Source organism: Paracoccus versutus (assembly GCF_029909795.1).
Taxonomy (GTDB): Bacteria; Pseudomonadota; Alphaproteobacteria; order Rhodobacterales; family Rhodobacteraceae; genus Paracoccus; species Paracoccus versutus.
Map to the genome: position 1 here is coordinate 1296886 of NZ_CP038197.1, position 21981 is coordinate 1318866.

General features: G+C 69.1%; 25 protein-coding genes. 12 read left to right on the plus strand and 13 right to left on the minus strand.

Translation table 11 applies throughout. From position 1 onward, the window contains the following. The first annotated feature begins 1 nt into the window (after position 1). Entirely contained in the window at positions 2–433 is a 432-nt protein-coding gene (locus E3U25_RS17630; protein WP_116222040.1) for a DUF4440 domain-containing protein, read from the plus strand. On the opposite strand, the gene E3U25_RS17635 is transcribed toward E3U25_RS17630, so the two are convergent. The 5 genes from E3U25_RS17635 to E3U25_RS17655 form a co-directional block, all read right to left on the minus strand. Beyond that, positions 434–1060, minus strand: a complete 627-nt coding sequence (locus E3U25_RS17635) for an ABC-type transport auxiliary lipoprotein family protein (protein ID WP_116222039.1) — start codon at positions 1058–1060, stop codon at positions 434–436. Between the two features lie 10 nt (positions 1061–1070). Then, complete coding sequence (locus E3U25_RS17640) at positions 1071–2372, minus strand: MlaD family protein (protein WP_116222038.1); 1302 nt, start codon at positions 2370–2372, stop codon at positions 1071–1073. Positions 2373–2376: 4 nt separating this feature from the next. Then, entirely contained in the window at positions 2377–3153 is a 777-nt protein-coding gene (locus E3U25_RS17645; RefSeq protein WP_036759037.1) for an ABC transporter ATP-binding protein, read from the minus strand. Further along, the gene (locus tag E3U25_RS17650; RefSeq protein WP_072461660.1) at positions 3150–4244 is read right to left on the minus strand and encodes an MlaE family ABC transporter permease; all 1095 of its coding nucleotides are present in this window, start codon (positions 4242–4244) and stop codon (positions 3150–3152) included. Before E3U25_RS17650 ends, E3U25_RS17645 begins: the two co-directional genes overlap by 4 nt. Positions 4245–4655: 411 nt before the next feature. Further along, the gene (locus E3U25_RS17655) at positions 4656–5573 is read right to left on the minus strand and encodes a LysR family transcriptional regulator (protein ID WP_072461661.1); all 918 of its coding nucleotides are present in this window, start codon (positions 5571–5573) and stop codon (positions 4656–4658) included. A 90-nt stretch (positions 5574–5663) separates the two neighbouring features. Between E3U25_RS17655 and metF the strand changes: the two genes are divergently transcribed. Next, positions 5664–6527 carry a methylenetetrahydrofolate reductase [NAD(P)H] gene (gene metF / locus E3U25_RS17660; RefSeq protein WP_072461662.1) on the plus strand — a complete coding sequence of 288 codons (864 nt, stop codon included), beginning with the start codon at positions 5664–5666 and terminating at the stop codon, positions 6525–6527. A 24-nt stretch (positions 6528–6551) separates the two neighbouring features. Here the strand turns inward: metF and E3U25_RS17665 are convergent, their stop codons facing one another. Together E3U25_RS17665 and E3U25_RS17670 are read right to left on the minus strand one after the other, a co-directional pair. Further along, the gene (locus E3U25_RS17665) at positions 6552–7637 is read right to left on the minus strand and encodes a DUF2235 domain-containing protein (RefSeq protein WP_244295169.1); all 1086 of its coding nucleotides are present in this window, start codon (positions 7635–7637) and stop codon (positions 6552–6554) included. An 80-nt stretch (positions 7638–7717) separates the two neighbouring features. Then, a complete protein-coding gene (locus tag E3U25_RS17670) occupies positions 7718–8875 on the minus strand; it encodes a type III PLP-dependent enzyme (RefSeq protein WP_072461690.1) in 1158 nt (385 codons plus the stop codon). Between the two features lie 140 nt (positions 8876–9015). Between E3U25_RS17670 and E3U25_RS17675 the strand changes: the two genes are divergently transcribed. Then, entirely contained in the window at positions 9016–9447 is a 432-nt protein-coding gene (locus tag E3U25_RS17675) for an Lrp/AsnC family transcriptional regulator (protein ID WP_024843560.1), read from the plus strand. On the opposite strand, the gene rsmD is transcribed toward E3U25_RS17675, so the two are convergent. Both rsmD and E3U25_RS17685 read right to left on the minus strand, forming a co-directional pair. Beyond that, positions 9414–10010, minus strand: coding sequence for a 16S rRNA (guanine(966)-N(2))-methyltransferase RsmD (gene rsmD / locus E3U25_RS17680; RefSeq protein ID WP_116222036.1), 597 nt, complete (start codon positions 10008–10010; stop codon positions 9414–9416). The two genes, E3U25_RS17675 and rsmD, sit on opposite strands and share 34 nt — an antisense overlap. Then, positions 10007–11203 (minus strand): NAD(P)/FAD-dependent oxidoreductase, encoded by a 1197-nt coding sequence (locus tag E3U25_RS17685; protein ID WP_116222035.1) that lies wholly within the window; start codon positions 11201–11203, stop codon positions 10007–10009. Before E3U25_RS17685 ends, rsmD begins: the two co-directional genes overlap by 4 nt. 79 nt (positions 11204–11282) lie before the next feature. Between E3U25_RS17685 and E3U25_RS17690 the strand changes: the two genes are divergently transcribed. Next, positions 11283–11765, plus strand: a complete 483-nt coding sequence (locus tag E3U25_RS17690; RefSeq protein ID WP_072461665.1) for a peroxiredoxin family protein — start codon at positions 11283–11285, stop codon at positions 11763–11765. On the opposite strand, the gene E3U25_RS17695 is transcribed toward E3U25_RS17690, so the two are convergent. Further along, a complete protein-coding gene (locus tag E3U25_RS17695) occupies positions 11699–12412 on the minus strand; it encodes a winged helix-turn-helix transcriptional regulator (protein ID WP_036759025.1) in 714 nt (237 codons plus the stop codon). The two genes, E3U25_RS17690 and E3U25_RS17695, sit on opposite strands and share 67 nt — an antisense overlap. A gap of 88 nt (positions 12413–12500) precedes the next feature. On the opposite strand from E3U25_RS17695, the gene E3U25_RS17700 reads away from it, so the two are divergent. The 7 genes from E3U25_RS17700 to E3U25_RS17730 all read left to right on the plus strand — a co-directional run bounded on the left by E3U25_RS17700 (position 12501) and on the right by E3U25_RS17730 (position 19131). Then, the gene (locus E3U25_RS17700) at positions 12501–12857 is read left to right on the plus strand and encodes a DUF1428 domain-containing protein (protein ID WP_116222034.1); all 357 of its coding nucleotides are present in this window, start codon (positions 12501–12503) and stop codon (positions 12855–12857) included. 11 nt (positions 12858–12868) lie between these two features. Continuing rightward, positions 12869–13657 carry a VOC family protein gene (locus tag E3U25_RS17705; protein ID WP_116222033.1) on the plus strand — a complete coding sequence of 263 codons (789 nt, stop codon included), beginning with the start codon at positions 12869–12871 and terminating at the stop codon, positions 13655–13657. Then, entirely contained in the window at positions 13654–14289 is a 636-nt protein-coding gene (locus tag E3U25_RS17710) for a YceI family protein (protein WP_116222032.1), read from the plus strand. The genes E3U25_RS17705 and E3U25_RS17710 overlap by 4 nt, the downstream gene beginning before the upstream one ends. A gap of 3 nt (positions 14290–14292) precedes the next feature. Further along, positions 14293–14925, plus strand: coding sequence for a glutathione S-transferase family protein (locus tag E3U25_RS17715; RefSeq protein WP_116222031.1), 633 nt, complete (start codon positions 14293–14295; stop codon positions 14923–14925). Further along, on the plus strand, positions 14925–15584 hold the full coding sequence (locus E3U25_RS17720; protein ID WP_208861602.1) for a glutathione S-transferase family protein: 660 nt from the start codon (positions 14925–14927) through the stop codon (positions 15582–15584). The genes E3U25_RS17715 and E3U25_RS17720 overlap by 1 nt, the downstream gene beginning before the upstream one ends. 61 nt (positions 15585–15645) lie before the next feature. After that, positions 15646–18738, plus strand: coding sequence for a valine--tRNA ligase (locus tag E3U25_RS17725; RefSeq protein WP_116222029.1), 3093 nt, complete (start codon positions 15646–15648; stop codon positions 18736–18738). Positions 18739–18807: 69 nt separating this feature from the next. Then, entirely contained in the window at positions 18808–19131 is a 324-nt protein-coding gene (locus E3U25_RS17730) for a DnaJ family domain-containing protein (protein ID WP_036759010.1), read from the plus strand. On the opposite strand, the gene E3U25_RS17735 is transcribed toward E3U25_RS17730, so the two are convergent. Next, positions 19128–19805, minus strand: coding sequence for a sirohydrochlorin chelatase (locus E3U25_RS17735; protein WP_052096171.1), 678 nt, complete (start codon positions 19803–19805; stop codon positions 19128–19130). The genes E3U25_RS17730 and E3U25_RS17735 overlap by 4 nt on opposite strands. Before the next feature lies 1 nt (position 19806). Next, the gene (locus tag E3U25_RS17740) at positions 19807–20370 is read right to left on the minus strand and encodes a DUF4202 domain-containing protein (RefSeq protein ID WP_036759070.1); all 564 of its coding nucleotides are present in this window, start codon (positions 20368–20370) and stop codon (positions 19807–19809) included. An 88-nt stretch (positions 20371–20458) separates the two neighbouring features. Between E3U25_RS17740 and E3U25_RS17745 the strand changes: the two genes are divergently transcribed. After that, entirely contained in the window at positions 20459–20968 is a 510-nt protein-coding gene (locus E3U25_RS17745) for an NnrU family protein (RefSeq protein ID WP_036759006.1), read from the plus strand. Here E3U25_RS17745 and E3U25_RS17750 read toward each other — a convergent pair. Then, the gene (locus E3U25_RS17750; protein ID WP_116222028.1) at positions 20952–21968 is read right to left on the minus strand and encodes an NAD(P)/FAD-dependent oxidoreductase; all 1017 of its coding nucleotides are present in this window, start codon (positions 21966–21968) and stop codon (positions 20952–20954) included. The genes E3U25_RS17745 and E3U25_RS17750 overlap by 17 nt on opposite strands. Positions 21969–21981: the final 13 nt, after the last annotated feature.

The following is a 21981-nucleotide window of genomic DNA, read 5'->3' on the forward strand; positions in this document are numbered from 1 at the left end:
CATGGAGGACAGCATCCGCGCATTCTTCGCCCGCTACGAACGGCTGTTCACGCAGGCGCTGGCCGGCGAGGCGGATATGGAGGAGGTCGCCGCGCTTTACGCGCCCGAGTTCATCGCCGCTTCTCCGGCGGGCGTCAGGGCGGGCCGGAACGACGACCAGCTAAGGCAGGCGATGGCCCAGGGCTATGCGCATTACCGCGCCATCGGCACCAAGGCGATGACGATCCGCGAGATCCGGCTTTCGCCGATGGACGCGCTGCATTGCCTGGCCCATGTCGGCTGGCGGGCCGTCTATGACCGGGGCGAGGCGCCCGATGTGACCATCGACTTCGAGGTGCATTACCTCGTGCAGATCCTCGACGGCACGCCCAGGGTATTCGGCTGGGTGACGGGCGACGAAAAGGCGCTGCTGAAGCAGCACGGCATCCTCTGATCAGCGGCAGCGCGCCGGGTTCACCCCCACCGCGTTGAGGCCCCAGTCGGTCATCTGCGCGACAAGCTGCTGGCCGGCCGCATCGAAGGCCGGGATCAGGTCGGCCGTCTTCGTCGTCGCCGCCTGGGCCGTGGCGGTGAAATGTCCGCGCGAGACGACGCGGGCGTCCATCTCGCGCACCATCTGTGCATCGACGGACAGCTTGATGACGGCCCCCTGCCCCGCGACCTCGGCGTTGAAGTCGTTGATCTCGGAGATCAGCGCGTAATCGCCCGCCGCGCCCAGCGGCGCGCGGCCGACATGGGTGAAGGCATCATAGACGGCAAAGCCGCGCACCAGCAGGGTTTGCAGCGTCACCGGCACAGTGTCGCCCCAGCGCGCATCGGGCAGGTATTGCGTCTGCAACTGGTTCGGCCGGATCATGATGCGATCGGTGTCCAGCGTGCCGCGCGCCTTGGGCGGCTCGATCACCAGCTCGGCCAGCCGGCCGCGGCCGCAGTTCCGCGGCACGTCCGAAGGCGGGCGCAGCTCGAACACGTCGCGGTCGGGCTCGCCCTCCAGCGCGCGCAAGGCGGCGCAGCCCGGCAGGGTCAGGGTCAGGACAAGCAAGGCGGCGGCAAGACGCATGGCGGACCTCTCAGCGGCGGAACTCGGGCGCGCGCGGCCCCGAGAAGATTTGCGAGGGGTTGCGCCGCAACGCCGAGACCAGCTCGTTCAGATTGCCCACCAGCCCGCGCAGATCGGCGGCCATGCGGGTGAATTGCGGCAGCCCCTCGCGGGTGAAAGCCTGCACCGGGGCGCGGGCGCTGTCCAGCATCCCGCGCAGGCTGGCAAAGGCGGTCTCGGCGCTGTCGGCGGCATTGCGCAGCCGCTCGGTGATCTCGGGCAGGTCGGCAACCACGCGGTCGATGGCCTCGTTCGCCTTGCCCAGCGTCACGCGCAGGTCGGCCACCACCGGCTCGACATTGCTGTTGATGACCCGGTCGGCGCCGTCGAAGGCCCGCTCGGCCGAAGCCAGCGTGCGGCTTCCGACCTCAAGGGCCGCGTCCAGGTTGTCGAGGCTCTGGTCCGCGCGCCCGGCCAGCCGGGTCAGATCGGATTGCAGCGTGGTGGCGGTCTGGTCCAGCCGCTGCGTCAGCGCCTTGAGGTCGCCCGCAACATAGGCGCGCACCTCGTCCAGCGTGGCGGTGCCCGAATCCAGCGCCGTGTCGACCTTGGCCGCGCTTTCGGTGAACTTGGCCAGCGCGGTGTCGGCATTGCCCAGCGTCGTCTCGGCCGCGGCGCTGAGCCCGTCCAGCCGCTCGCCGAAGGCCGAGATGTCGGATGCGGCCGAGGCGATGGAATCGGTCGCCGTGGTCACGTCGGCCAGCGCCTTGTCCAGGTTGGCGCTGGAGCGTTCCACATTGTCCAGGATGTTGCGCACCCGGTTCTGGTTCTCGTCGCCCAAAAGCCGGGTCAGCTGCTCGGCTACGGTGTTCAGCCGCGAAATCATCTCGGGGCCTTGGTCCGACAGCGTTTGCAGCGCCGAGCGGTTGGCGGCGATGACCGGGATCGAATCCGGGTCCACGTCGCGCAGCAGCGGCGAATCGGGGCGGCCCGAGGTGATCGCCACATTGGCGACGCCGGTGACGCCCTGGATCTCGATGGCGGCGCGGGAATCGGTGCGCACCGGCGTATCCTCGGCCACCTCGATGCGGACCCGGACCGCGCCGTTCACGCTTTGCGACAGCTGCATGTCCACCACCTTGCCGACGGAAAGCCCGGCGAAAAGCACCTCCGAGGATATGCCCAGGCCCGACACTTCCGGGAAATAGATGTCGTAATAAGCGAATTGCCGGTCCAGTTGCAGCTTGGCGAACCACATCAGGAACAGCAGCATCCCCAGGAAGCCGGCGATGGTGAAGGCTCCGATCAGGACGTAATTGGCCTTGGTTTCCATGGGCTTACTCCTTTGCGCGGCCGGTGGCCATGGCGGCGCGGGCGCGGGGCCCGTGGAAATATTCATGCACCCAGGGGTGATCGACCCGGAGCATTTCGGCCATGGTGCCGCTGACCAGCACCTTGTTTTCCGCCAGCACCGCGATGCGGTCGCAGCAGGCATGCAGCGTATCGAGGTCATGCGTGACCAGGAACACCGACAGGTCCAGCGCATCGCGCAGCTCGACGATCAGCCGGTCGAAGGCATCGGCGCCGATCGGGTCCAGCCCCGCCGTCGGCTCGTCCAGGAACAGGATCTCGGGGTCCAGCGCCAGCGCGCGCGCCAGCCCTGCGCGCTTTCTCATCCCGCCCGACAGGTCCGAGGGGTATTTGTCATTGGCGCTCCACGGCAGCCCGGCCATCGAGACCTTGAGTTCCGCCAGTCCACGCCGCGCCTCGGGCGCAAGCCCCGGCACGGCGCGCAGCGGCACCTCGACATTCTCGCGCACGGTCAGCGAGGAAAACAGCGCGCCGCCCTGGAACATCACGCCCCAGCGCCGCTCCAGCGCCTCGCGCGCGGGGCCGGCCAGCGCGCCCACGTCCTGGCCAAAGACCCGCACCGTGCCGGCGGTGGGGCGGTTCAGCCCGACGATGGTGCGCAGCAGCACCGATTTCCCGGTGCCCGAGCCGCCGACGACGCCCAGGATCTCGCCCTGCCGCAGGTCGAGGTCCAGCCCGTCATGCACCACATGGCGGCCGAACTGGGTGCGCAGGCCCCGGACCTCGATGATATTGCCGCTCACAGCCCCACCTCGGAGAAGAAGATCGAGAACAGCGCATCGGCGACGATCACCGCGAAGATGGCGTTGACCACGGCGCGCGAGGTCTCGGCGCCCAGCGATTCCGCGTCCTTGCCTACCTTCATCCCGGCATGGCAGCCGATGACGCCGATGATCAGCGCAAAGACCGGCGCCTTGGACAGGCCGACGATGACATGGTCCACGCTGGTATCCGCCAGCAGCCGATAGCGGAACATCGAGGGCGAGATGCCCAGCTCGATCCAGGACATCAGCGCGCCGCCGACCAGCCCGGCGATATTGGCGATCAGCCCCAGGATCGGCAGGGTGATGATCAAGGCCAGCACGCGCGGCAGGATCAGCACCATGTCCGGGTCCAGCCCCAGCGTGCGCATGGCGTCGATTTCCTCGTTCATCTTCATCGAGCCGATCGAGGCGGTCAGCGCCGAGGCGGTGCGGCCGGCGACGATGATCGCCGTCAGCAGAATGCCCAGCTCGCGCAGGATGGAAATGGCGATCAGGTCGATGACAAAGACCTCGGCCCCGAACTGGCGCAATTGCACCGCGCCCTGAAAGGCCAGCACGATGCCGATCAGGAAGGACATCAGCGCCACGATGGGCACGGCGCGCAAGCCCGTCTCCTGGCAGTGATACACCAGCGAGGTGAAACGGAAATCGCCCGGATGCCGGATGCCGCGCGCCAGGGCGGCCAGGAAGCGGCCCAGGTATTCCGCGATCTCGCGCAGGAACAGCAGCGCCGCGGCCATGCGCCGCCCGGTCTGTTCCAGCATCCGCCGCCAGCCGGCGGGGGCGGCGGTTTCGGCATCGGGCTGCGGCAGCGCCTGGCGCACGGTGTCGAGCAGCCGGGCCTGCGCCCCGGTCAGCCCGTCCAGCTGCGCGCCTTGGCGTTCGCGCCCGACCAGATACCAGGCGGCGGCGGTGTCGATGCGCGTCAGCCCCGACAGTTCCAGCCGATGCGCCGCGCCGGCCTCGGGCGGCAGCTGGCCCAGCGTCCAGACCGTGAACTCGCCCGCCAGCAGCAAGGCGCCGTCCGAAACCGCGGCGCTGAGCTTGGGATCTGCGGGAAGGCTGGCCATGACGGTCCCGTTCGCAAAGGGTGAGTGGGATTCATCCAGCGATTGCGCGGGTTTGTCAAATCCGCAGGACCGTTCCGGCCCAGGGCTGTGGCCGATCCGCCCTGGCCCAGACGACGCAGCCGCCGGAAAAGAAAAATTTAACCAAGGTTCCCAAATTGTGCATATTGACTAGAATACACGCTCTGGTTTAGTTGGGCGCATTCCGTTTTCTTCCCGCGGGCGGCGGTGCCGCACCGGGCGGGCCGGGGCGAAACGCGCTGCGGGCCGTGGGGTCCATAGGGCGTGGCCGGCCAGGAAAATCGCTTGCGGCATCGCCCGCGGCCCCTGCGGCCAGGGCCATGCCGGGGAAGGCTCCTCGGGATCCGGCTGAACGAGTGTCATTTTGACCATGATCCCGAGGACGGCCACCCCCTAGCCCTGCGCCAGGGCGCGCATCATCCTGACCGGCTCGGTCCGGGCCAGGCGCAGCACATGCGCCATATAGGGCTGTTGCAGATCCTCGGTCCGCAGTGCGGCATAAAGCCGGCGCAGCATGCCCTGGCGACCCAGCGGCAGCAGCGCCAGTTCGGGATTGCCGGCCTGGGCGCGCAGCACCCAGTCGGGCATCACCGCCACCCCGCGCCCCGAGGCGATCAGCATCAGCGCGATGGCGGTCTGCTCGACCTGGCGGACCTGGGCGGGCTCGACCCCGGCCGGGTCGAGGAATTGCGAAAACACGTCCAGCCGCGCCCGCTCCATCGGATAGGTGATCAGCGTCTCGCCCGCCAAATCGGCCGGCTCGGCATAGCCCTTGGCGGCCAGCGGATGGCTGGCGGCAACCACCATGGTCGGCGCATAATCGAAGAGCGGCTGGAAGGTGATGCCGGAAATCTCATCGGGATCGGACGAGATCACCATGTCCACCTGCCCCCGCTGCAAGGCGGGCAGCGCCTTCAGCGCCAGGCTGGAGCGGATGTCCAGATCGACCTCGGGCCAGGCACGGCGGAACTGGTCCAGCACCGGCAACAGCCAGTCGAAGCAATGGTGGCATTCCATCGCCATATGCAGCCGGCCGGCGCGGCCCAGTTCGACGGCGCGGAACTCGGCCTCGGCCGCGTCGATCAGCGGCAAGACCTGCTCGGCCGTGCGCAAGAGCCGCATCCCCGCCGCCGACAGCCGCAGGGGCTTGGTCTTGCGCAGGAACAGCTCGACCCCCGCCTGCTCTTCCAGCGCCTTGATCTGGTGCGACAACGCCGATTGCGTCAGGTTCAGCACCTCGGCGGCGCGGGCAAGGCCGCCCTGTTCATGAATGGCGCGCAGGCTGCGCAGGTGGCGAAGTTCAAGGTGCATCTTGACTGAAACTCATGACGATCTTGAGGATTATGAATTTGTCTCACGTCGCGCGGCATGTCACAAGACCTGCGACAAAAGGATGGCACCATGACGACACCCGCGATCAGCTTCGAGTTCTTCCCGCCCCGGAACCTGGACCAGTCGTTCCGGCTGTGGGAGACGGCGCGCGCGCTGGCGCCGCTGGGGCCGGATTTCGTCTCGGTCACTTATGGCGCGGGCGGCACCACCCGGCAATTGACGCATGAGGCGGTGACGGCGCTGGCCAGCCATTACGGGCTGAACGTCGCCGCGCACCTGACCTGCGTCGATGCCACGCGCGAGGAGACGCTGCAGATCGTCCAGGACTACGCCGCCGCCGGCGTGCATGAGATCGTGGCGCTGCGCGGCGACGCGCCGCAGGGGCAGGACCGCTTTACCCCCCACCCCGAGGGTTTCGCCAATTCGGTCGAGCTGATCGAGGCCATCGCCGCGCGCGGCGACATGACCATCCGCTGCGGCGCCTATCCCGAGCCGCATCCCGAAAGCCCCGACACCGCCGCCGACGTGGCCTGGCTCAAGCGCAAGGTCGATGCCGGCGCGACATCGGCGATGACGCAGTTCTTCTTTGACGCCGAGACCTATTTCCGCTTTCGCGACGCCTGCCGCGCGGCGGGGATCGAGGCGCCGATCATCCCCGGCATCCTGCCGATCCAAAGCTGGGCCGGCACCCGCCGCTTTGCCGAACGCTGCGGCACCTCGGTCCCGCAATGGGCCGAGGACGCCTTTGCCGCCGCCGGCAAGGAGGGCGAGGCGCAGCTGGCGCTGGATGTCTGCGTCAAGCTGTGCGAGCGGCTGGTCGAAGGCGGCGTGGACAAGCTGCATTTCTATACGCTGAACAAGCCCGAGCTGGTGCTGAAGGTCTGCGCCGCGCTGGGAATCGAGCCCAAGGGCGAATTTTCGCGCGTGGCCTGAACCGGCAGCGGCGCCCCCGCGGCATCAGCCATCCGGCCCCTGTCCCGCAGGCGTGGCGATTTCCGGCTGCGGCACAGTCGCCGGCCGGGCCGGCGCTTCGGGAAGCCGCGGCCTTGCCCTGACCAGCCGGCGATGCGGACGCGGCGGCGCGGCATCGGCCAGCGCCCCGGCCAGCAGCGCCGGGCCGGTATAGGGGTGCGGCACGGAAGGATGCAGCTTTTCGGACGGGTCCGCCCCGGCCAGGCGCGGCGCGCGCGCCAGGAAGGCCTTGCCCCAGTTGCGCCACGACCCGACCGAGGGCGCGGTCGCGTCGCAGTCGAAATGCCCGCGCCAGCCCTGGGGCAGCGGCAGGCCAAAGGCCTCGGCCCGCGACATCATCCAGACCAGCGGGATATTGGCCAGCGGCCGGGCATATTCCAGCCCGGACAGCTGGCCGCCCACATCCGGGTGGCAGCCGCGGAACCACATCTGCTCGATCCGGCCGGGGGCCGAGGCGCTGTCCCAGATCAGCGGCTGGAAGGCGGCCCGCGTCTCGTCCAGGGCCAGCGCCTGCACGCCATGCTCGACCTCGGCGCCCAGATGCGCGTCGTGAAAGCGAAAGCGCGGCTCGGTCAGCATCCACAGCAGCGGCAGCCGGATCCCCAGCGCCATCACCGTGTCGAAAACCCCGATCATGCGGATCGGCACGACCGGGTGGCAAAGCGCGGGGTCCAGCCGGCCGACCAGCCGGTCGCGGCCCTGGCGGTAAAGCTGCCAGGCCTGCTGCACGTTGCGGCGCGAGGCATGGGCATGGGTCAGCAGCCCCACGCGCCCGATCATGCCGGCAAGCGAGCGTGCGGCAAAGGCGCCGCGGGAATAGCCAAAGAAGAACAGCGGATTGCCCGGCCGCCATTCTCGGGCAAGCCAGGCATAGGCGTCGCAGATATGCCGTTCCAGCGCCGAGCCCATGGCCAGTTCCGGCAATGTGCGCCAGGCATCCCATTGCTGGCCGGGCGCATAATGCACCCCAAGCGGGGCCGGCAACGCCCCGCATTCGCCCGACAGCAAGGCATGGATGCGGGCGATGGACGACCTTCGCCCCTCGGTCAGCGAGGCGAAGGTGCCGTCCATCAGGACGACCTGGCATATCGGCGGGCGGGACGATTCCATGGTCCGACGCTAGCATGGAAACGCAAAGCGTCGATTAATCCCTATTCAAGCGCGTTCACGGTCAGGTGTGCCATCAGCCCGAACCCGTTGAAGCGGGTATTGGTGACGGTCGAATAGGCGCCCGCGCCGTGGAAGACGATATAGTCGCCCTCCTGGATATCGGCCGGCAGGGGCAGCTCGCCCGGCAGCCGGTCCACCGAATCGCAGGTCGGGCCGAAGATGACGCGCGGCATCGGCTCGTCCTCGCGCGCGGTGCCCTCGGGCGTCAGCACCTGCAGCCGGTCGAGGTTGCCGACGATGGGCAGTTCGAACAGCCCGCCATAGACGCCGTCGTTCAGGAAGACGTTCTGGCCGTCGCGCACCGCCTTGACGCGGGTGATCAGCGCGAAGGCATCGGCGCATAGTCCGCGCCCCGGCTCGCAGACCAGCTGCGGCGCGTCAGCGCCGAAGGCTTCGTCGGTCACGCGCCGGATCAGGCCGAAGATCGCGGTCAGGTCCGGCTCGACCCCGGTCACGCGATGCGAGGGGAAGCCGCCGCCCACGTTCAGCCGCCGCGCCCGGACGCCGGCCATGGCGCAGATCTCGGCCGCAGTGGTGATATAGCTTTCCCAGGCATGCGGATCGACGCATTGCGTGCCCGGATGGAAGGTCAGCGAGGGGATATAGCCGCGATCCGCCACCGCGCGCAGCAACTCCGCCGCCAGTTCCGGCGAGGCGCCGAACTTCGAGCCGAAGTCATAGGCCGCACCCAGCACCGGCAGCTTGAAACGGGGCGAGATCTCGCAGCCCTCGGGGGCCACGCGGGCGAAAAGCTTGTCCAGTTCCGACCGGCTGTCCACCGACCAGGACTTGATCCCGGCCTCGACGGCATGGGCGATCTCGGCCTGCGAGCGCACGGGGTTGTGGTAATGGCGCGCCGCATCGGGGGCCAGCCGGCCGATCAGGTCGATCTCATAGGGCGAGGCCACGTCGAAGCCCTTGATCCCGGCGGCGGAAAGCGTGCGGATCACCGCCTCGTCCGGGTTCGACTTGACCGCATAGGTGACGAGGCCGGGAAAGCCCTGCAGGAACCGCTGGGCGGTGGCGCGCAGGACCGAAGGGGCAAAGACCATGACCGGATTTTCCGGCGCCAGCCTGCGGATGATCTCGGCGGGATTGTTCCAGACGGTCTTGGGGCCGCGGCCCTCGGTCAGTCCCATCGGCATGTCCTTCCTGTGCGCGTGTGGGGGTGGAAACAAGTCTGCGCCCTATGGGTTCCGATTGCTGCAATGAAAAGGGTGGAAATGGGCCGCGGCTTCGTTAATATGCCGAAAGCTTCGGCAGATCGACAGGTGGGCGGGTGGACGAACTTGATCGCGGGATTCTGGCCCATCTGGCGCAGGATGCACGCATGTCCGTAGCGGTTCTGGCGCGGCGGCTCAAGGTGGCGCGCTCAACCGTGCAGGCGCGGCTGGAGCGGCTGGAAACATCGGGCGCCATCGCGGGTTACACGCTGCGGCTGGGCGATTCCGCGCGCGAGCATCGCATCCGCGCCACCTGCCTGCTGACCATCGAGCCGCGCGCCCAAGCGGCGATCCTGGCCCGGCTGCGCAGCCTGCCCGAGGTCGAGCGCATCCATACCACCAGCGGCCGCGTCGATCTTTTGCTGCAACTGGCCGCCATATCGACCAGCCAGCTTGACGATGTGCTGGACCAGATCGGCGGTTTGACCGGCGTCCGCTCCAGCGAGAGCCTGATTCACCTGTCCACCAAGCTGGATCGCGCCGCCTGATCGTGTCCCCTGCGCAACAATGTGACAATCGTGTCGCCATATTTGCGCTGGTCGATCTGCTCCAGCCCCGCGACCGGGCCGGGCGGGGCCGATTCCTCCCAGACCACCACGCCGCCCGGTGCGATCCAGCCGCCGGCCAGCGCCGATTCCAGCGCCCGCTCGCCCAGCCCCTGGCCATAGGGCGGGTCCAGGAAGACCAGCCCATAGGGCGCGCCGCGGTTCTCGCCCAGCCGGGTCGCGTCGCGGCGCCAGACATCGGTCGCGCCCATGGCGCGGGCCTTGTCGATATTGGCGCGCAAAAGCGCCCGCGCCGCCACGCCGTCATCGACGAAGGCCACGCGGGCGGCGCCGCGGGACAGCGCCTCGATCCCCAGCGCGCCGGTGCCGGCGAACAGGTCCAGCACCCGCGCGCCGGGGATCGGATTGCCATGCGTGCCGTTGATGAGCAGGTTGAAGATCGATTCGCGCACCCGGTCGGTGGTCGGGCGCAGATGCGCCGCCGGATCGCCCGCGCCGACCTCGGCCAGTTTCAGCCCGCGCAGGGTGCCGCCGACAATTCTCATGCCATCAGCGCCTTCAGCTCGGCCGCCTCGGCCACCGCCTCGGGCTCGGGCGAGCGGCCGGCCTCGATCAGCCGCTTGCCGATCATATAGGCGCGGGCATCGTTCAGCGCATCCACCGCGATCAGCCGGCCGCCCCTGAAATACCAGACCGAGCCGCCATTCGCCGCCGGCCGCGTCACCACCCGGTCGTAACCCAGGTTCAGCCCGGCGATCTGCAGTTTCGCGTCGAACTGGTCCGACCAGAACCAGGGCTTGGGCACATAGGGGGCATCGGCGCCCAGCATGTTCGCCGCCACCGCCTCGGCCATGTCGATGGCATTGCCGACGCTTTCCAGCCGCAGCCGGCCGTCCGAAGTAGGGAAACTGGCGCAATCCCCCGCCGCCCAGATCGCCGGGTCCGAGGTGCGGCCAAGCGCATCGGTGGCGATGCCGTTGTCGATGGCCAGCCCGGCGGCCTCGGCCAGCGCGGTTTCCGGCGCGATGCCGATGCCGCAGATCACCAGGTCGGCCGGCAGGCGGCGGCCGTCCGTCAGCTCGACCCCATCCGCGGCATCCGAGCCGGTGATGCGGGCGATGCCGGTGCCCTCGACGATCTCGACGCCATGGGCGCGGTGCAGGGCGCGGATCATCTCCGCGGTCTCGGGCGCGGCGACGCGGCCCAGGATGCGCGGCGCGGCCTCGACCAGCGTGACCGCCAGCCCCAGCTTGCGGGCCACGGCCGCGGCCTCCAGCCCGATATAGCCGCCGCCGATCACCACCAGACGACGCCCGGCGACCAGCGCCGGCTGGACGCCCGCGATGTCGGCCAGGTTCCTGACCACATGCACGCCCGGCAATTCGCCGCCCATCGCGGCCGGCAGGCGGCGCGGGGTCGCGCCCAGCGTCAGGGCAAGCTGGTCATAGGGATATTCGCCGCGCCCCGTCGCCACCATGCGGCGGTCGCGGTCGATGCGCGTGGCGCGCGCGCCCAGGTGCAGGGCAATGCCCTGTTCCTGCCACCAGTCCGGGGCGCGCAGCGTCAGCCGGTCCAGCCCCATCTCGCCCAAAAGGTAGGCCTTGGACAGCGGCGGGCGCTGATAGGGCGGCGCGGGCTCGTCGCCGATGACCACGATGCCGCCCCGATGCCCCAGCCCGCGCAGCTTCGCCGCCAGAGAGGCCGCCGCCTGCCCCGCGCCAAGGATCACGATGTTCATTCTTCGCCCTCGCTGGTTTGCCCGCGGCGCAGAGCCTATAGTCGCGCCCGGAACGATGCAATTGACGGAGGAACCGCGCATGTCCATCGCAAAAGGCGACAAGCTGCCCGAAGGCAAGCTGTTGAAACTGGGCGCCAACGGCCCCGAGGAAGTGGCCGCCGCCGACCTGGCCCAGGGCCTGGTGGCGATCTTCGCCGTGCCCGGCGCCTATACGCCGACCTGCACCAACGCCCATATGCCCAGCTTCGTGAAGAATGCCGGCAATTTCCGCGACAAGGGCGTCTCGCGCCTGGTCTGCATCACGGTGAACGACCCCTTCGTCGCCGGGAAATGGGCCGCGGATACCGGCGCGGCCGATGCCGGAATCGAGGTGCTGGCCGATGCCGACGGCAGCTTCACCAAGGCGCTGGGGCTGAACATCCAGGGTGCGGGCTGGATCAACGGCCGCTCGAAACGCTATGCCATGCTGGTCAACGACGGCACCATCGAAGAGCTTCAGGTCGAAGAGGCGCCCAGCGCCTGCTCGGTCTCGTCAGGCGAATCGCTGCTGGACCTGGTCTGAGGCTCCAGGCGGAACAGCGCCGTGAACTGCTGCGCGGCGCTGCGGTCGCCGCGCAGCGCCACCAGCCCGGCCGAGGCCAGCACCGCCGGCCCCGGCCCATAGACCGCGGCCGCCAGCGCATTGCCCGAACCCTCCAGCACGAAATCCGCCTCGGGCGCACGCACCGCCCGCACCTGCGGCGCACCTTGCGCGGAAAGCGCGACCTCGAATCCCTCCTTGCCCGAGACGAAGCCCGCGCGCAGCGGTGATCCGGCGGCAGCCGCCTGGTCCACCGTGGCCGCGATCGAGATCATCAGCGCGGAAATGCTGATGAATTTCCGCGGGTCGTGCCCCGGCATCAGCAGCGCCCAGCGGCACAGCTCGCGCAGCACCGGATGCAGCGCCCGGCCGGCATCGGTCAGCGCATAAAGCCCCAGCACGTCGTCATGCGCCACCACCCCCGCCTGCACCAGCTGGGTCAGGCGCTGGGTCAGCACGCTGGCCGTGACGCCCGGCAGCCCGGCGCGGATCATCTGGAAGCGCTTGGGCGCAAACATCAATTCGCGCACCACCAGAAGCGCCCAGCGGTCGCCGATGAAATTCAGCGCATGGGCGCCAAGGCACCCTTCTTCATAGCGCAGTCGCGAGATCTTGCCGGTATCAGTCATGTTTGGATATTAGCAGTTGCTTTTTCATACTTCAACTGCCAGCCTGCGACTCATTGGCGCATCTCGCGCCCGATGAGGAGGAAGAGAGATGACCTACTACTCCGGTTTCCTGCTGGCGGTTCCGACCGCGAACAAGCAGAAATACATCGACATGGCCAATGCGGCCTGGCCCATGTTCAAGCGCTATGGCGCGCTGCGCATGGTCGAGGCCTGGGGCGTGGACGTGCCCCACGGCAAGGTAAACGACTTCTACATGTCCACCCAGGCCAAGGACGACGAGACCGTGGTGTTCTCGTGGATCGAATGGCCCGACAAGGCGACCTCGGACGCGGCGCAGGAAAAGATGACCTCCGACCCCGAGATGCAGGCGCCGCCCGAGATGCCCTTCGACGGCATGCGCATGATGTGGGGCGGGTTCGAGCCCATCGTGGACGTGAAAGCCTGACGGAGGGAACCATGTATCACGGCAAACCCTGCTGGTTCGAGCTGTCCACCGCCAAGGGCGGGCTCGACGCGGCCGAGACCTTCTATGGCAAGGTCCTCGGCTGGACGACCGCCGATTCCGGGATGGAGGGCTTTACCTATCACCTCGCCAGCCACGGCGACGACATGGTCGCCGGGCTGATGGAGATGCCGGACGACTGCGCCGGCGTCCCGCCCTTCTGGATGATCTATTTCGACGTGGACGATGCCGATGCCACCGCGGCCAAGGTCAAGACCCTGGGCGGCAAGGTGTTTCGCGAGCCGGCCGACATTCCCGGCACCGGGCGCTTTGCCGTCCTCACCGACCCGCAGGGCGCGACTTTCGGCATCCTGCAACCGGCGCCGATGGACCCGCAGCCCCCGGTCGAATCCGGGGCCTGGAACCAAAGCAAGGAAGGCCACGGCAACTGGATCGAGCTGATGTCCACCGACCCCGGCGCGGGCTTCGACTTCTATGCCGAGCTGTTCGGCTGGACCAAGTCCACCGCCATGGACATGGGCGAGATGGGCACCTACCAGCTGTTTTCCTGGCAGGGCGGCGACATCGGCGGCATGATGGGCCTGGGCGAGGCGCCGGTGCCTTGCTGGCTGGCCTATTTCGGCGTGAACGGCGTCGATGCCGCCATCACCCGCATCCGCGAGGGCGGCGGCGAGGTTCTGCACGGCCCGATCGAGGTGCCCGGCTCGGCCTTCATCGCGGTGGCGCGCGACCCGCAGGGCGCGCATTTCGCCGTGGTCGGGCCCAAGGACGAAACGCCATGATCCGCGCATCCCTGATCGCGCTTGCCCTCTGGGCCGCACCCGCTGCGGCCCAGGAGGTGACGCCGGACAGCATCCCGCGCGGCCAGCAGGACTATCACGCCGCAGCCGCCGGGGCCTATCGGCTGGACCCGGCGCATTCGGCGGTGCAGGCCCGCGTGCCGCATATGGGCTTTTCGGTCAGCGTGTTCCGCTTTGGCGCCGTCTCGGGTCGGCTCGACTGGAACCCGGACGACCCGGCGCAAAGCCGGCTGGAAGCCGAGGTCGAGATCGCCTCGATCATGACCCCGGTCGCCGGCTTTGCCGAGATCCTGACCGGCCCGGACTATCTGGACGGCGCGGCGAACCCCACCGCGCGCTTCACCGCCGACAGTTTCGCGGCGGAAAGCCCGACCGAGGGCAAGGTTTCGGGCCAGCTGACGCTGCTGGGCCAGACCCGGCCCGCCACATTCGACGTGACCCTGATCGGCGCCGGCAAGGGCTATACCGGCGACGAATCCGGCAATCCGATCATCCGCGACCTGATCGGCATCCATGCCCGGACCCAGATCGACCCGCAGGCCCATGGCATGAACGAATTCTTCACCGATCCGATCACCATCGAAATCGACGCCGAGTTCGCCCGGCAGGAGTAAGCCATGACCTTCGTCATCACCACCTATGATTGGGTGCCGCCCTTTGCCGTGGGCTATGTCCGCGACCTGCGCATCCGCTGGGCCTGCGAGGAAGCCGGCCTGCCCTATCGGATCGAGACCACCAGCGTGCGCGAAAAGACCGCGCAGCATTTCGCCCGCCAGCCCTTTGGCCAGGTGCCGATCCTGCGCGACGGCGATCTGTCGCTGTTCGAAAGCGGCGCGATCCTGCTTTACCTGGGCGAGCGCGCCGAGGCGCTGATGCCGCGCGACGCCGCCGCGCGGGCCGAGACGCAGCAATGGCTGATCGCCGCGCTCAACACGCTGGAGCCCCCGGTGATGGCCATGGCGCTGGCGCGGATCTTCGACCAGGACGCGCGGGCCGAGGAACTGGCCCTGCCGCGCCTGCGCGAACGCCTGGCGCAGCTGGTGCCGGTGCTGGAGGGGCGGGATTTCATCGCCGCCGGCCGCTTCACCATCGCCGACATATTGCTGGCCGACGTGCTACGCCTCGTCGACAGCCTGGGCGAGCTTGCCGCCTATCCGGTGCTGGCGGCCTACATGAACCGCATCACCGCCCGCCCGGCCTTCCAGCGCGCCCATGCCGCACAAGTCGCGCATTTCGCGCAGGCCGCGTGATGCTGACGCTCTATGGCCACCCGCTGTCCTCCTATACGCAAAAGGTGCTGATCGCGCTTCACGAACTGGGGACGGATTTCGAGTTTCGCCACATCGACCTGGGTGACGAAAGCGACCGGGCGCTGATGCGCTCGGTCGAACCCATGGGCCGGATGCCGGCGCTGCGCGAGGGCGATCTGGTGCTGTCGCAAAGCTCGCTGATGATCGAATGGCTGGACCGGCATCATTCCGGGCCGCAGCGGCTCTTGGACCCAGACCCCGACGCCTCGCTGCCGGCGCGGCAATGGGATCGCTTCCTGGATTTCCAGGTCATGCAGATGATGCAGCAGATCGTCGATGCCCGCATCTTCATGGCCGAGGGGGCCGAGGAACGGGTCGCGCCCTTTGCCCGCGGCAAGCTGGACCTGGCCTATGCCGCGCTGGACCGCCAGCTTGACGGCCGCGACTGGATCGCCGGGGGCTTCGGCCTGGCCGATTGCGCGGCCTTTCCGGCACTGTTCTATGCCGGCGCCATCCATCCCTTTGCGGATCATCCGCGCCTGAGCGCGTATTTCGAACGGCTGGTGGCGCGACCCTCGGTCCAGCGGGTGATCGAGGGCGCGCGGCCCTATTACGGCTGGTTCCCGTTCAAGGACGGGATTGCAGCGCGGTTTCTCTAGCGCCTCTTGGCCTTTCGCCATGGTTTCGCTATCCCCTTGGGCAATTCAAGGGGTAAGCGACATGGCCATGGACAAGAATTTCGACGCCGGGACCGCCGAGGCGCGGATCGCGCGGGAATGGGCGGCAAGCAATGCCTTCGCCGCGGGCGCCAATGCGAAGCCGGGGGCGGAAAGCTTCTCGGTGGTGATCCCGCCCCCGAACGTGACCGGCAGCCTGCATATCGGCCACGCGCTGAACAACACCTTGCAGGACATCCTGGTGCGCTGGCACCGGATGCGCGGCTTCGACACGCTGTGGCAGCCCGGCCAGGACCATGCCGGCATCGCCACGCAGATGGTCGTGGAACGCCGCATGGCCGAGCGGCAGGAACCGAACCGCCGCGACATCGGGCGCGAGGCCTTCCTGCAGAAGGTCTGGGCCTGGAAGCAGGAATCCGGCCATACCATCATCGAGCAACTGAAGCGCCTGGGCGCATCCTGCGACTGGTCGCGCAACGCCTTCACCATGTCCGGCGCCCCCGGCGCGCCCGAGGGCGAGGAAGGCAATTTCCACGATGCCGTCATCAAGGTCTTCGTGGACATGCACGACAAGGGCCTGATCTATCGCGGCAAGCGGCTGGTCAACTGGGATCCGCATTTCGAGACGGCGATTTCCGACCTCGAGGTCGAGAACCGCGAGGTTCCCGGCCATATGTGGCATTTCAAGTATCCGCTGGCCGGCGGCGAGACCTATGAATACGTGGAACGCGACGCCGACGGCAACGTCACCCTGCGCGAGACCCGCGACTATATCTCCATCGCCACCACCCGGCCCGAGACCATGCTGGGCGACGGCGCGGTCGCGGTCCACCCGGACGATGCGCGCTATGCCCCCATCGTCGGCAAGCTTTGCGAGATCCCGGTCGGGCCCAAGGAACACCGCCGCCTGATCCCGATCATCACCGACGAATATCCCGACCCGGATTTCGGCTCGGGCGCGGTCAAGATCACCGGGGCGCATGACTTCAACGACTATGCCGTGGCCATGCGCGCGGGCATCCCGCTTTACGTGCTGATGGACGGCAAGGGGCGGATGCGCGACGACGGCCTCGGCTATGAGGAAAGCGCCGAGATCGCCACCCGCGCCGCGCGGGGCGAGGACGTGGGCGACGTCTCGAACGTGAACCTGGTGCCGGAGGAGCTGCGCGGCCTCGACCGCTACGAGGCGCGGGCCCGGGTGGTCGAGGCGATCACCGGCGAAGGGCTGGCCGTCACCTATCTGCACAAGTCCATCGACAAGGAAACCGGCGCCGAGCATCTGGAACGCCGCGCCCTGGTGGACAGCAAGCCGATCATGCAGCCCTTTGGCGACCGCTCGGGCGTGGTCATCGAGCCGATGCTGACCGACCAGTGGTTCGTGGACACCGCCAGGATCGTCGGCCCGGCGCTGGAGGCGGTGCGCTCGGGCCAGACCCGCATCCTGCCCGAGCAGCATGAAAAGGTCTATTTCCACTGGCTGGAGAACATCGAGCCCTGGACCATCAGCCGCCAGCTGTGGTGGGGCCACCAGATCCCGGTCTGGTACGGGCTCGACCTGCGGCTGGAGGGCCAGGTCGAGGACGACCATGACGGTGTCCTGGACGAGGTCGAAATCTTTGCCCTGCTGGAAGAGGGCCTGGTCCATCGCGACGAGATCCACCATGCCGCGTCGAGCCTTGCCGAGGTGGTCGAGAAGTTCCGCGATTCCATCGCCGAACTGCCGGTGCCGCTGGAGATGGCCCGCGTCATCGAGGTCGCGGGCCGCGAGGCCGCCATCGACGCCTTTGCCCAGGGGCTGGCCGATTACAACCTGACGCAGGATCCGACGAAGCTGGTCTATCCGGTCTGGCGCGACGCGGATGTGCTGGATACCTGGTTTTCCTCGGGGCTGTGGCCCATCGGCACGCTGGGCTGGCCCGAGGACACGGCCGAGCTGCGCCGCTATTTCCCGACCGACGTGCTGGTGACGGGCTTCGACATCATCTTCTTCTGGGTCGCCCGGATGATGATGATGCAGCTGGCCGTGGTCGGGCAGGTGCCGTTCCGCACCGTCTATGTCCACGGGCTGGTGCGCGACGAAAAGGGCGCCAAGATGTCGAAGTCGAAAGGCAACGTCATCGACCCGCTGACCCTGATCGACGAATACGGCGCCGACGCGCTGCGCTTTACCCTGACCAGCATGGCCGCCATGGGCCGCGACCCCAAGCTGGGGCCGAAGCATGTCGAGGCGAACCGCAATTTCGTCACCAAGATCTGGAACGCCACCCGCTTTGCCGAGATGAACGGCGTTCGCGGCGGCGGTGCGCGGCCCCAGCCCCGGCATGTGGTGAACCGCTGGATCATCGGCGAGGTCGCCCGCATCCGGCAGGCCACCGACGAGGCGCTGGCCGGCTTCCGCTTCAACGACGCGGCCTCGGGGCTTTACGCCTTCGTCTGGGGCAAGGTCTGCGACTGGTATGTCGAGTTCTCCAAGCCCCTGTTCGACGGCGAGTATCGCGAGGAAACACAGGCCACCATGGGCTGGGTGCTGGACCAGTGCTACACCCTGCTGCACCCGATCATGCCCTTCGTCACCGAGGAGCTGTGGTCCTTGACCGGGGATCGCCAGCGGATGCTGGTGCATGGCGACTGGCCCGCCTATGGCGCCGAGCTGATCGACGCCGAGGCCGACCGGCAGATGAACTGGGTGATCTCGCTGGTCGAGGCCATCCGCTCGGCCCGCGCCCAGATCGGCGTGCCGGCCGGCGCCCGCCCCGACCTGATCGTGACCGAGGCCGACGATGCGGCGCGGGCGGCGCTGGCCGCCAACGCCCCGCTGATCGAGCGGCTGGCGCGGGTGAACGCGCCGGTCGAGGGCGTCATGGGACCGGGCATGATCTCGGTCGCGGCGCTGGGGGCGAGCTTTGCCCTGCCGGTGGGCGCGATGATCGACGTCGGCGCCGAGACCGCGCGGCTGGAAAAGGCCGCCGCCAAGGCCGAGAAGGACGCCTCGGGCCTGCGCGGGCGGCTGGCCAATCCGCGCTTTGTCGAGAATGCCGAGCCGGAGGTGATCGAGGAGACGCGCGAGAAGCTCGCCGCGCTCGAGGACGACCTGGCCCGCATCCGCGCGGCGCTGGCGCAGCTGGCGGCGATGTAAGCCCCCGGCCCTTGCGCCGTGCCGGTGGCTCGGTCGCAGGGGTATTTGGGAAACGGAAAGGCGGGCGGGATGCGCTGGCTGGAACGGATTGCCGAACGGATGATGCTGAAGGCCAGGGCCGAGGGCAAGCTTTCGGGCCTGGAGGGCGAGGGCAAGCCCTTGCCGCAGCGGCATGAGCCCGAGACGGGCGAGGCCATCGGCTTTCGGATCATGGCCGAGGCCGGTGTCCTGCCCGAAGAGATCGTGCTGAAGAAGCGTATCGACGCCGAGCGCACGGCGCTGGCCGGGGTCCCGGAAGGGGCCGAGCGCGATGCGGCGCTGGCGCGAATCGCCGATCTGGAGATGCGCCGCGCCATCGCCATCGAGGCGCGGCGGCGGTTCATGAAGAGCTAAAGCGCGCGGCCGATGGCCCTGGCGATCATCGCCGGAACCTCGGGGGCAAGGCCGACGGGGGGCAGGAGGAGGCCTTGGAAGCCCGCCTGGGAGAGGGCCGCGGGCAGGTCGTCTGTGACGTGATCGGCCTGGGTGGCAAAGAGCGGCAGGCAGATCGCCTGCGCGGGCAGGCCGCGGGCGGCCTCGGCGATATGGGGCGCTTCCTCGATGAAGCCGCAGGTCGCGGCGGCGGCGTGCGGGGCGAGGCTTGCCGCGATCTGCCGTGCGGCCTCGGACGGCGCGCGCGAGCGGCCAGAGCCATGGGCAGCGACCAGCACATGGGTTTCGGCCAGCCGCCAGCCCTGCGCCTCGGCCGCCCCGGCGACCTGGGCGAGGCAGAGCGCGGGCAGGCCGGGATCGCTGCCGAAGGGCGGCAGGATGCGGGCCTGCGCCGCGCCGGCCAGCGCCAGCCGGCGGGGCAGTTCGCTGCGGGTGAACCAGCCCGTCGCCATGAACAGCGGATAGATCAGCGTCTCGTCATCCGCCCGGTCCAGCGCGCCGGGCATGGCCAGCGTCGCGCCCCGGACCTGCGCACCGGGGACATGGATGCGGGCGGCCAGCGCCTCGATGGCTTGTTGCTGCGGGGCGGGGTCGCCGGGCTGGCCATGGGCGACGATCAAAACCTGGGGCGGCACCCTATGCACGGAAGGCGGCGGCGAAGGGCTCGGGGATGGCGAATTCCTCCAGCGCGCGGGCGCGGGCCATGGCGGACATCTTGCGCGCGGTCTTTTCCACGATGCGCTGCAGTTCCTCGGCGTCGCGCCCCTCGGCGAAGGGGCCCATGTACCAGCGGATGAAGGTGAAGCAGGCCACGTCCTCCAGCGCCTGCACCGCGCCGTCGCGCTTGATGCCCTGCTTGGTCAGCATCTTTTCGGCCGCCGCGACATCTTCGTCGCCATAGCCGGCCTCGCGCATGATGCCGGCGATGCGGGCGGCGTGGCGGCGGCCCTGTTCGGTGCGCCAGGCCAGGTAGCCGGCGCGGTCCATCGGATAGGCGTCGCGCGGCAGTTGCCAGCGCTCGACATGCTGGCCGCGGCAGGCGATGCGCAGCGGTTCCGAGGCGTCGGGATAAAGCGCCTGCTGCTCGGCCGTCATGCGCTGGCCGTAGAGCAGCGCCTCGGGCTGGCCGTCGGGGCTGAGATGCGGATCGGCGGCATTGGCCTTGTCGATGGCGTCGAAAGCTTTCTGAAGGCGGGTCATGCGGTCCTCTTTTTGCGCCATCATGCCGCAGGAACGCGCGGCGTCAACGCGGATTGCCGTCCCGCGGGCGCAAGGCTAGGCTTCCGGCATGGAATGGGGCGAATTCGCATTGGCGCTGGCGGCCTTCCTGGGCTCGCATGTCATACCGGCGCGGCTGCGCGGGCCGCTGGTCGCGCGGCTGGGCAAGCGCGCCTATGTCGCCGGCTACAGCCTGCTGTCGCTGGCGCTGCTTTACTGGCTGATCCTGGCCGCGGGCCGGGCGCCCTTTGTCGAGATCTGGCCGCAGCAGCCCTGGATGCGCTGGCTGGTCAACCTGGTCATGCCGGTTGCGGTACTGGCGGCGACCCTGGGCGGCATGGCCGGGCTGATGGCCGGCTTTACCCTGTGGGGCGCGGTGCATCTGGTCGCGAACGGCGATTTGGCGCATGTCATCCTGTTCGGGCTGTTGCTGGCCTATGCGCTGTTCGGCCTGGCGATCAGTCTGCGGCGGGGCGCGTCGCTGCGCCTGACCTGGCCGCGCCTGGCCCTGGCAGCGCTGGCCTGGGCGGCGCTGCTTTACCTGCACCTGCCGGTGATCGGCGTCAGCCCCCTGCCCTGAGCTTGGGCCAGAAGCCCGGCGGGATGCGGTCGCGGCCCTCGAGCATCAGGTCGGCCAGCATCGCGGCAATGGCCGGCGCCATCGCCAGGCCGATCTTGAAGCCGCCATTGGCAACGTAATGGCCGGGCCGCCCCGGCCATGGCCCGACCAGCGGCGCCCGCGACCGGGCACGGGGCCGGATGCCGGCCCAGCGGTCGATCACCGGGGCATCCGCCAGCGCCGGGCACAGCACGCGGGCCTTGTCGATCACCGCCTCGAGCTGTTCGTCCGTCCGCCGCTCCAGCACGTCGCGTTCGGTGGTCGAGCCGATCGCCACCGTCCCGTCGGCATGGGGAATGACATGGATGCCGTCGGCAAAGACCTGCGGGGCATCGGCCATGTCCAGCGCCAGCAGGGCCGACTGGCCCTTGACGCCATTGCCGCCAAAGGGCGCCAGCCCCGCCGCCCCGGTCGCCCAGATCGCCGGGGCATCGGGGGCGGCCTGCCCCTCGACGATCTCGCCGCCCTGGGCGCGAATTGCGGCGGCCAGCGCCGCGCCGGCCCGGCGCGGGCTGATCCGGGCGGTCAGCCGGTCCACCAGCCACAGCCCCAAGGGCGAGACCGGGACCAGCGCCGCCTGCGGCCGTTCGGTCAGTTCCATCCCCGCCCATTGCGGCCAATGGGCGCGGGCGGCCCTGATCCGCTCGGCCATGCGCGCCTCGGCGCCTGGGGCCACGGGCTGGATGCGGCCGGTGCGGGCATAGCCGGGATCGACGCCGCCCGCGGCCCCGACCTCGGCCCACCAATCCGTAGCCGCGACCAGCGCGTCCAGCTGCACCTGCTTCTTGTCGTTCCAGTTCTCGGGCGCATGCGGCGCCAGCGCGCCCACATGCCCGCCCGAGGCGCCGGCGCCGATCCGATCCGCCTCGAACAGCCGCACCTTGCGGCCGCGCCGCGTCAGTTCCCAGGCGCAGGCCAGGCCGAAGATCCCGCCGCCCGCCACCGTGATTTCGCTTGCCATCCGGTCCCTTTCG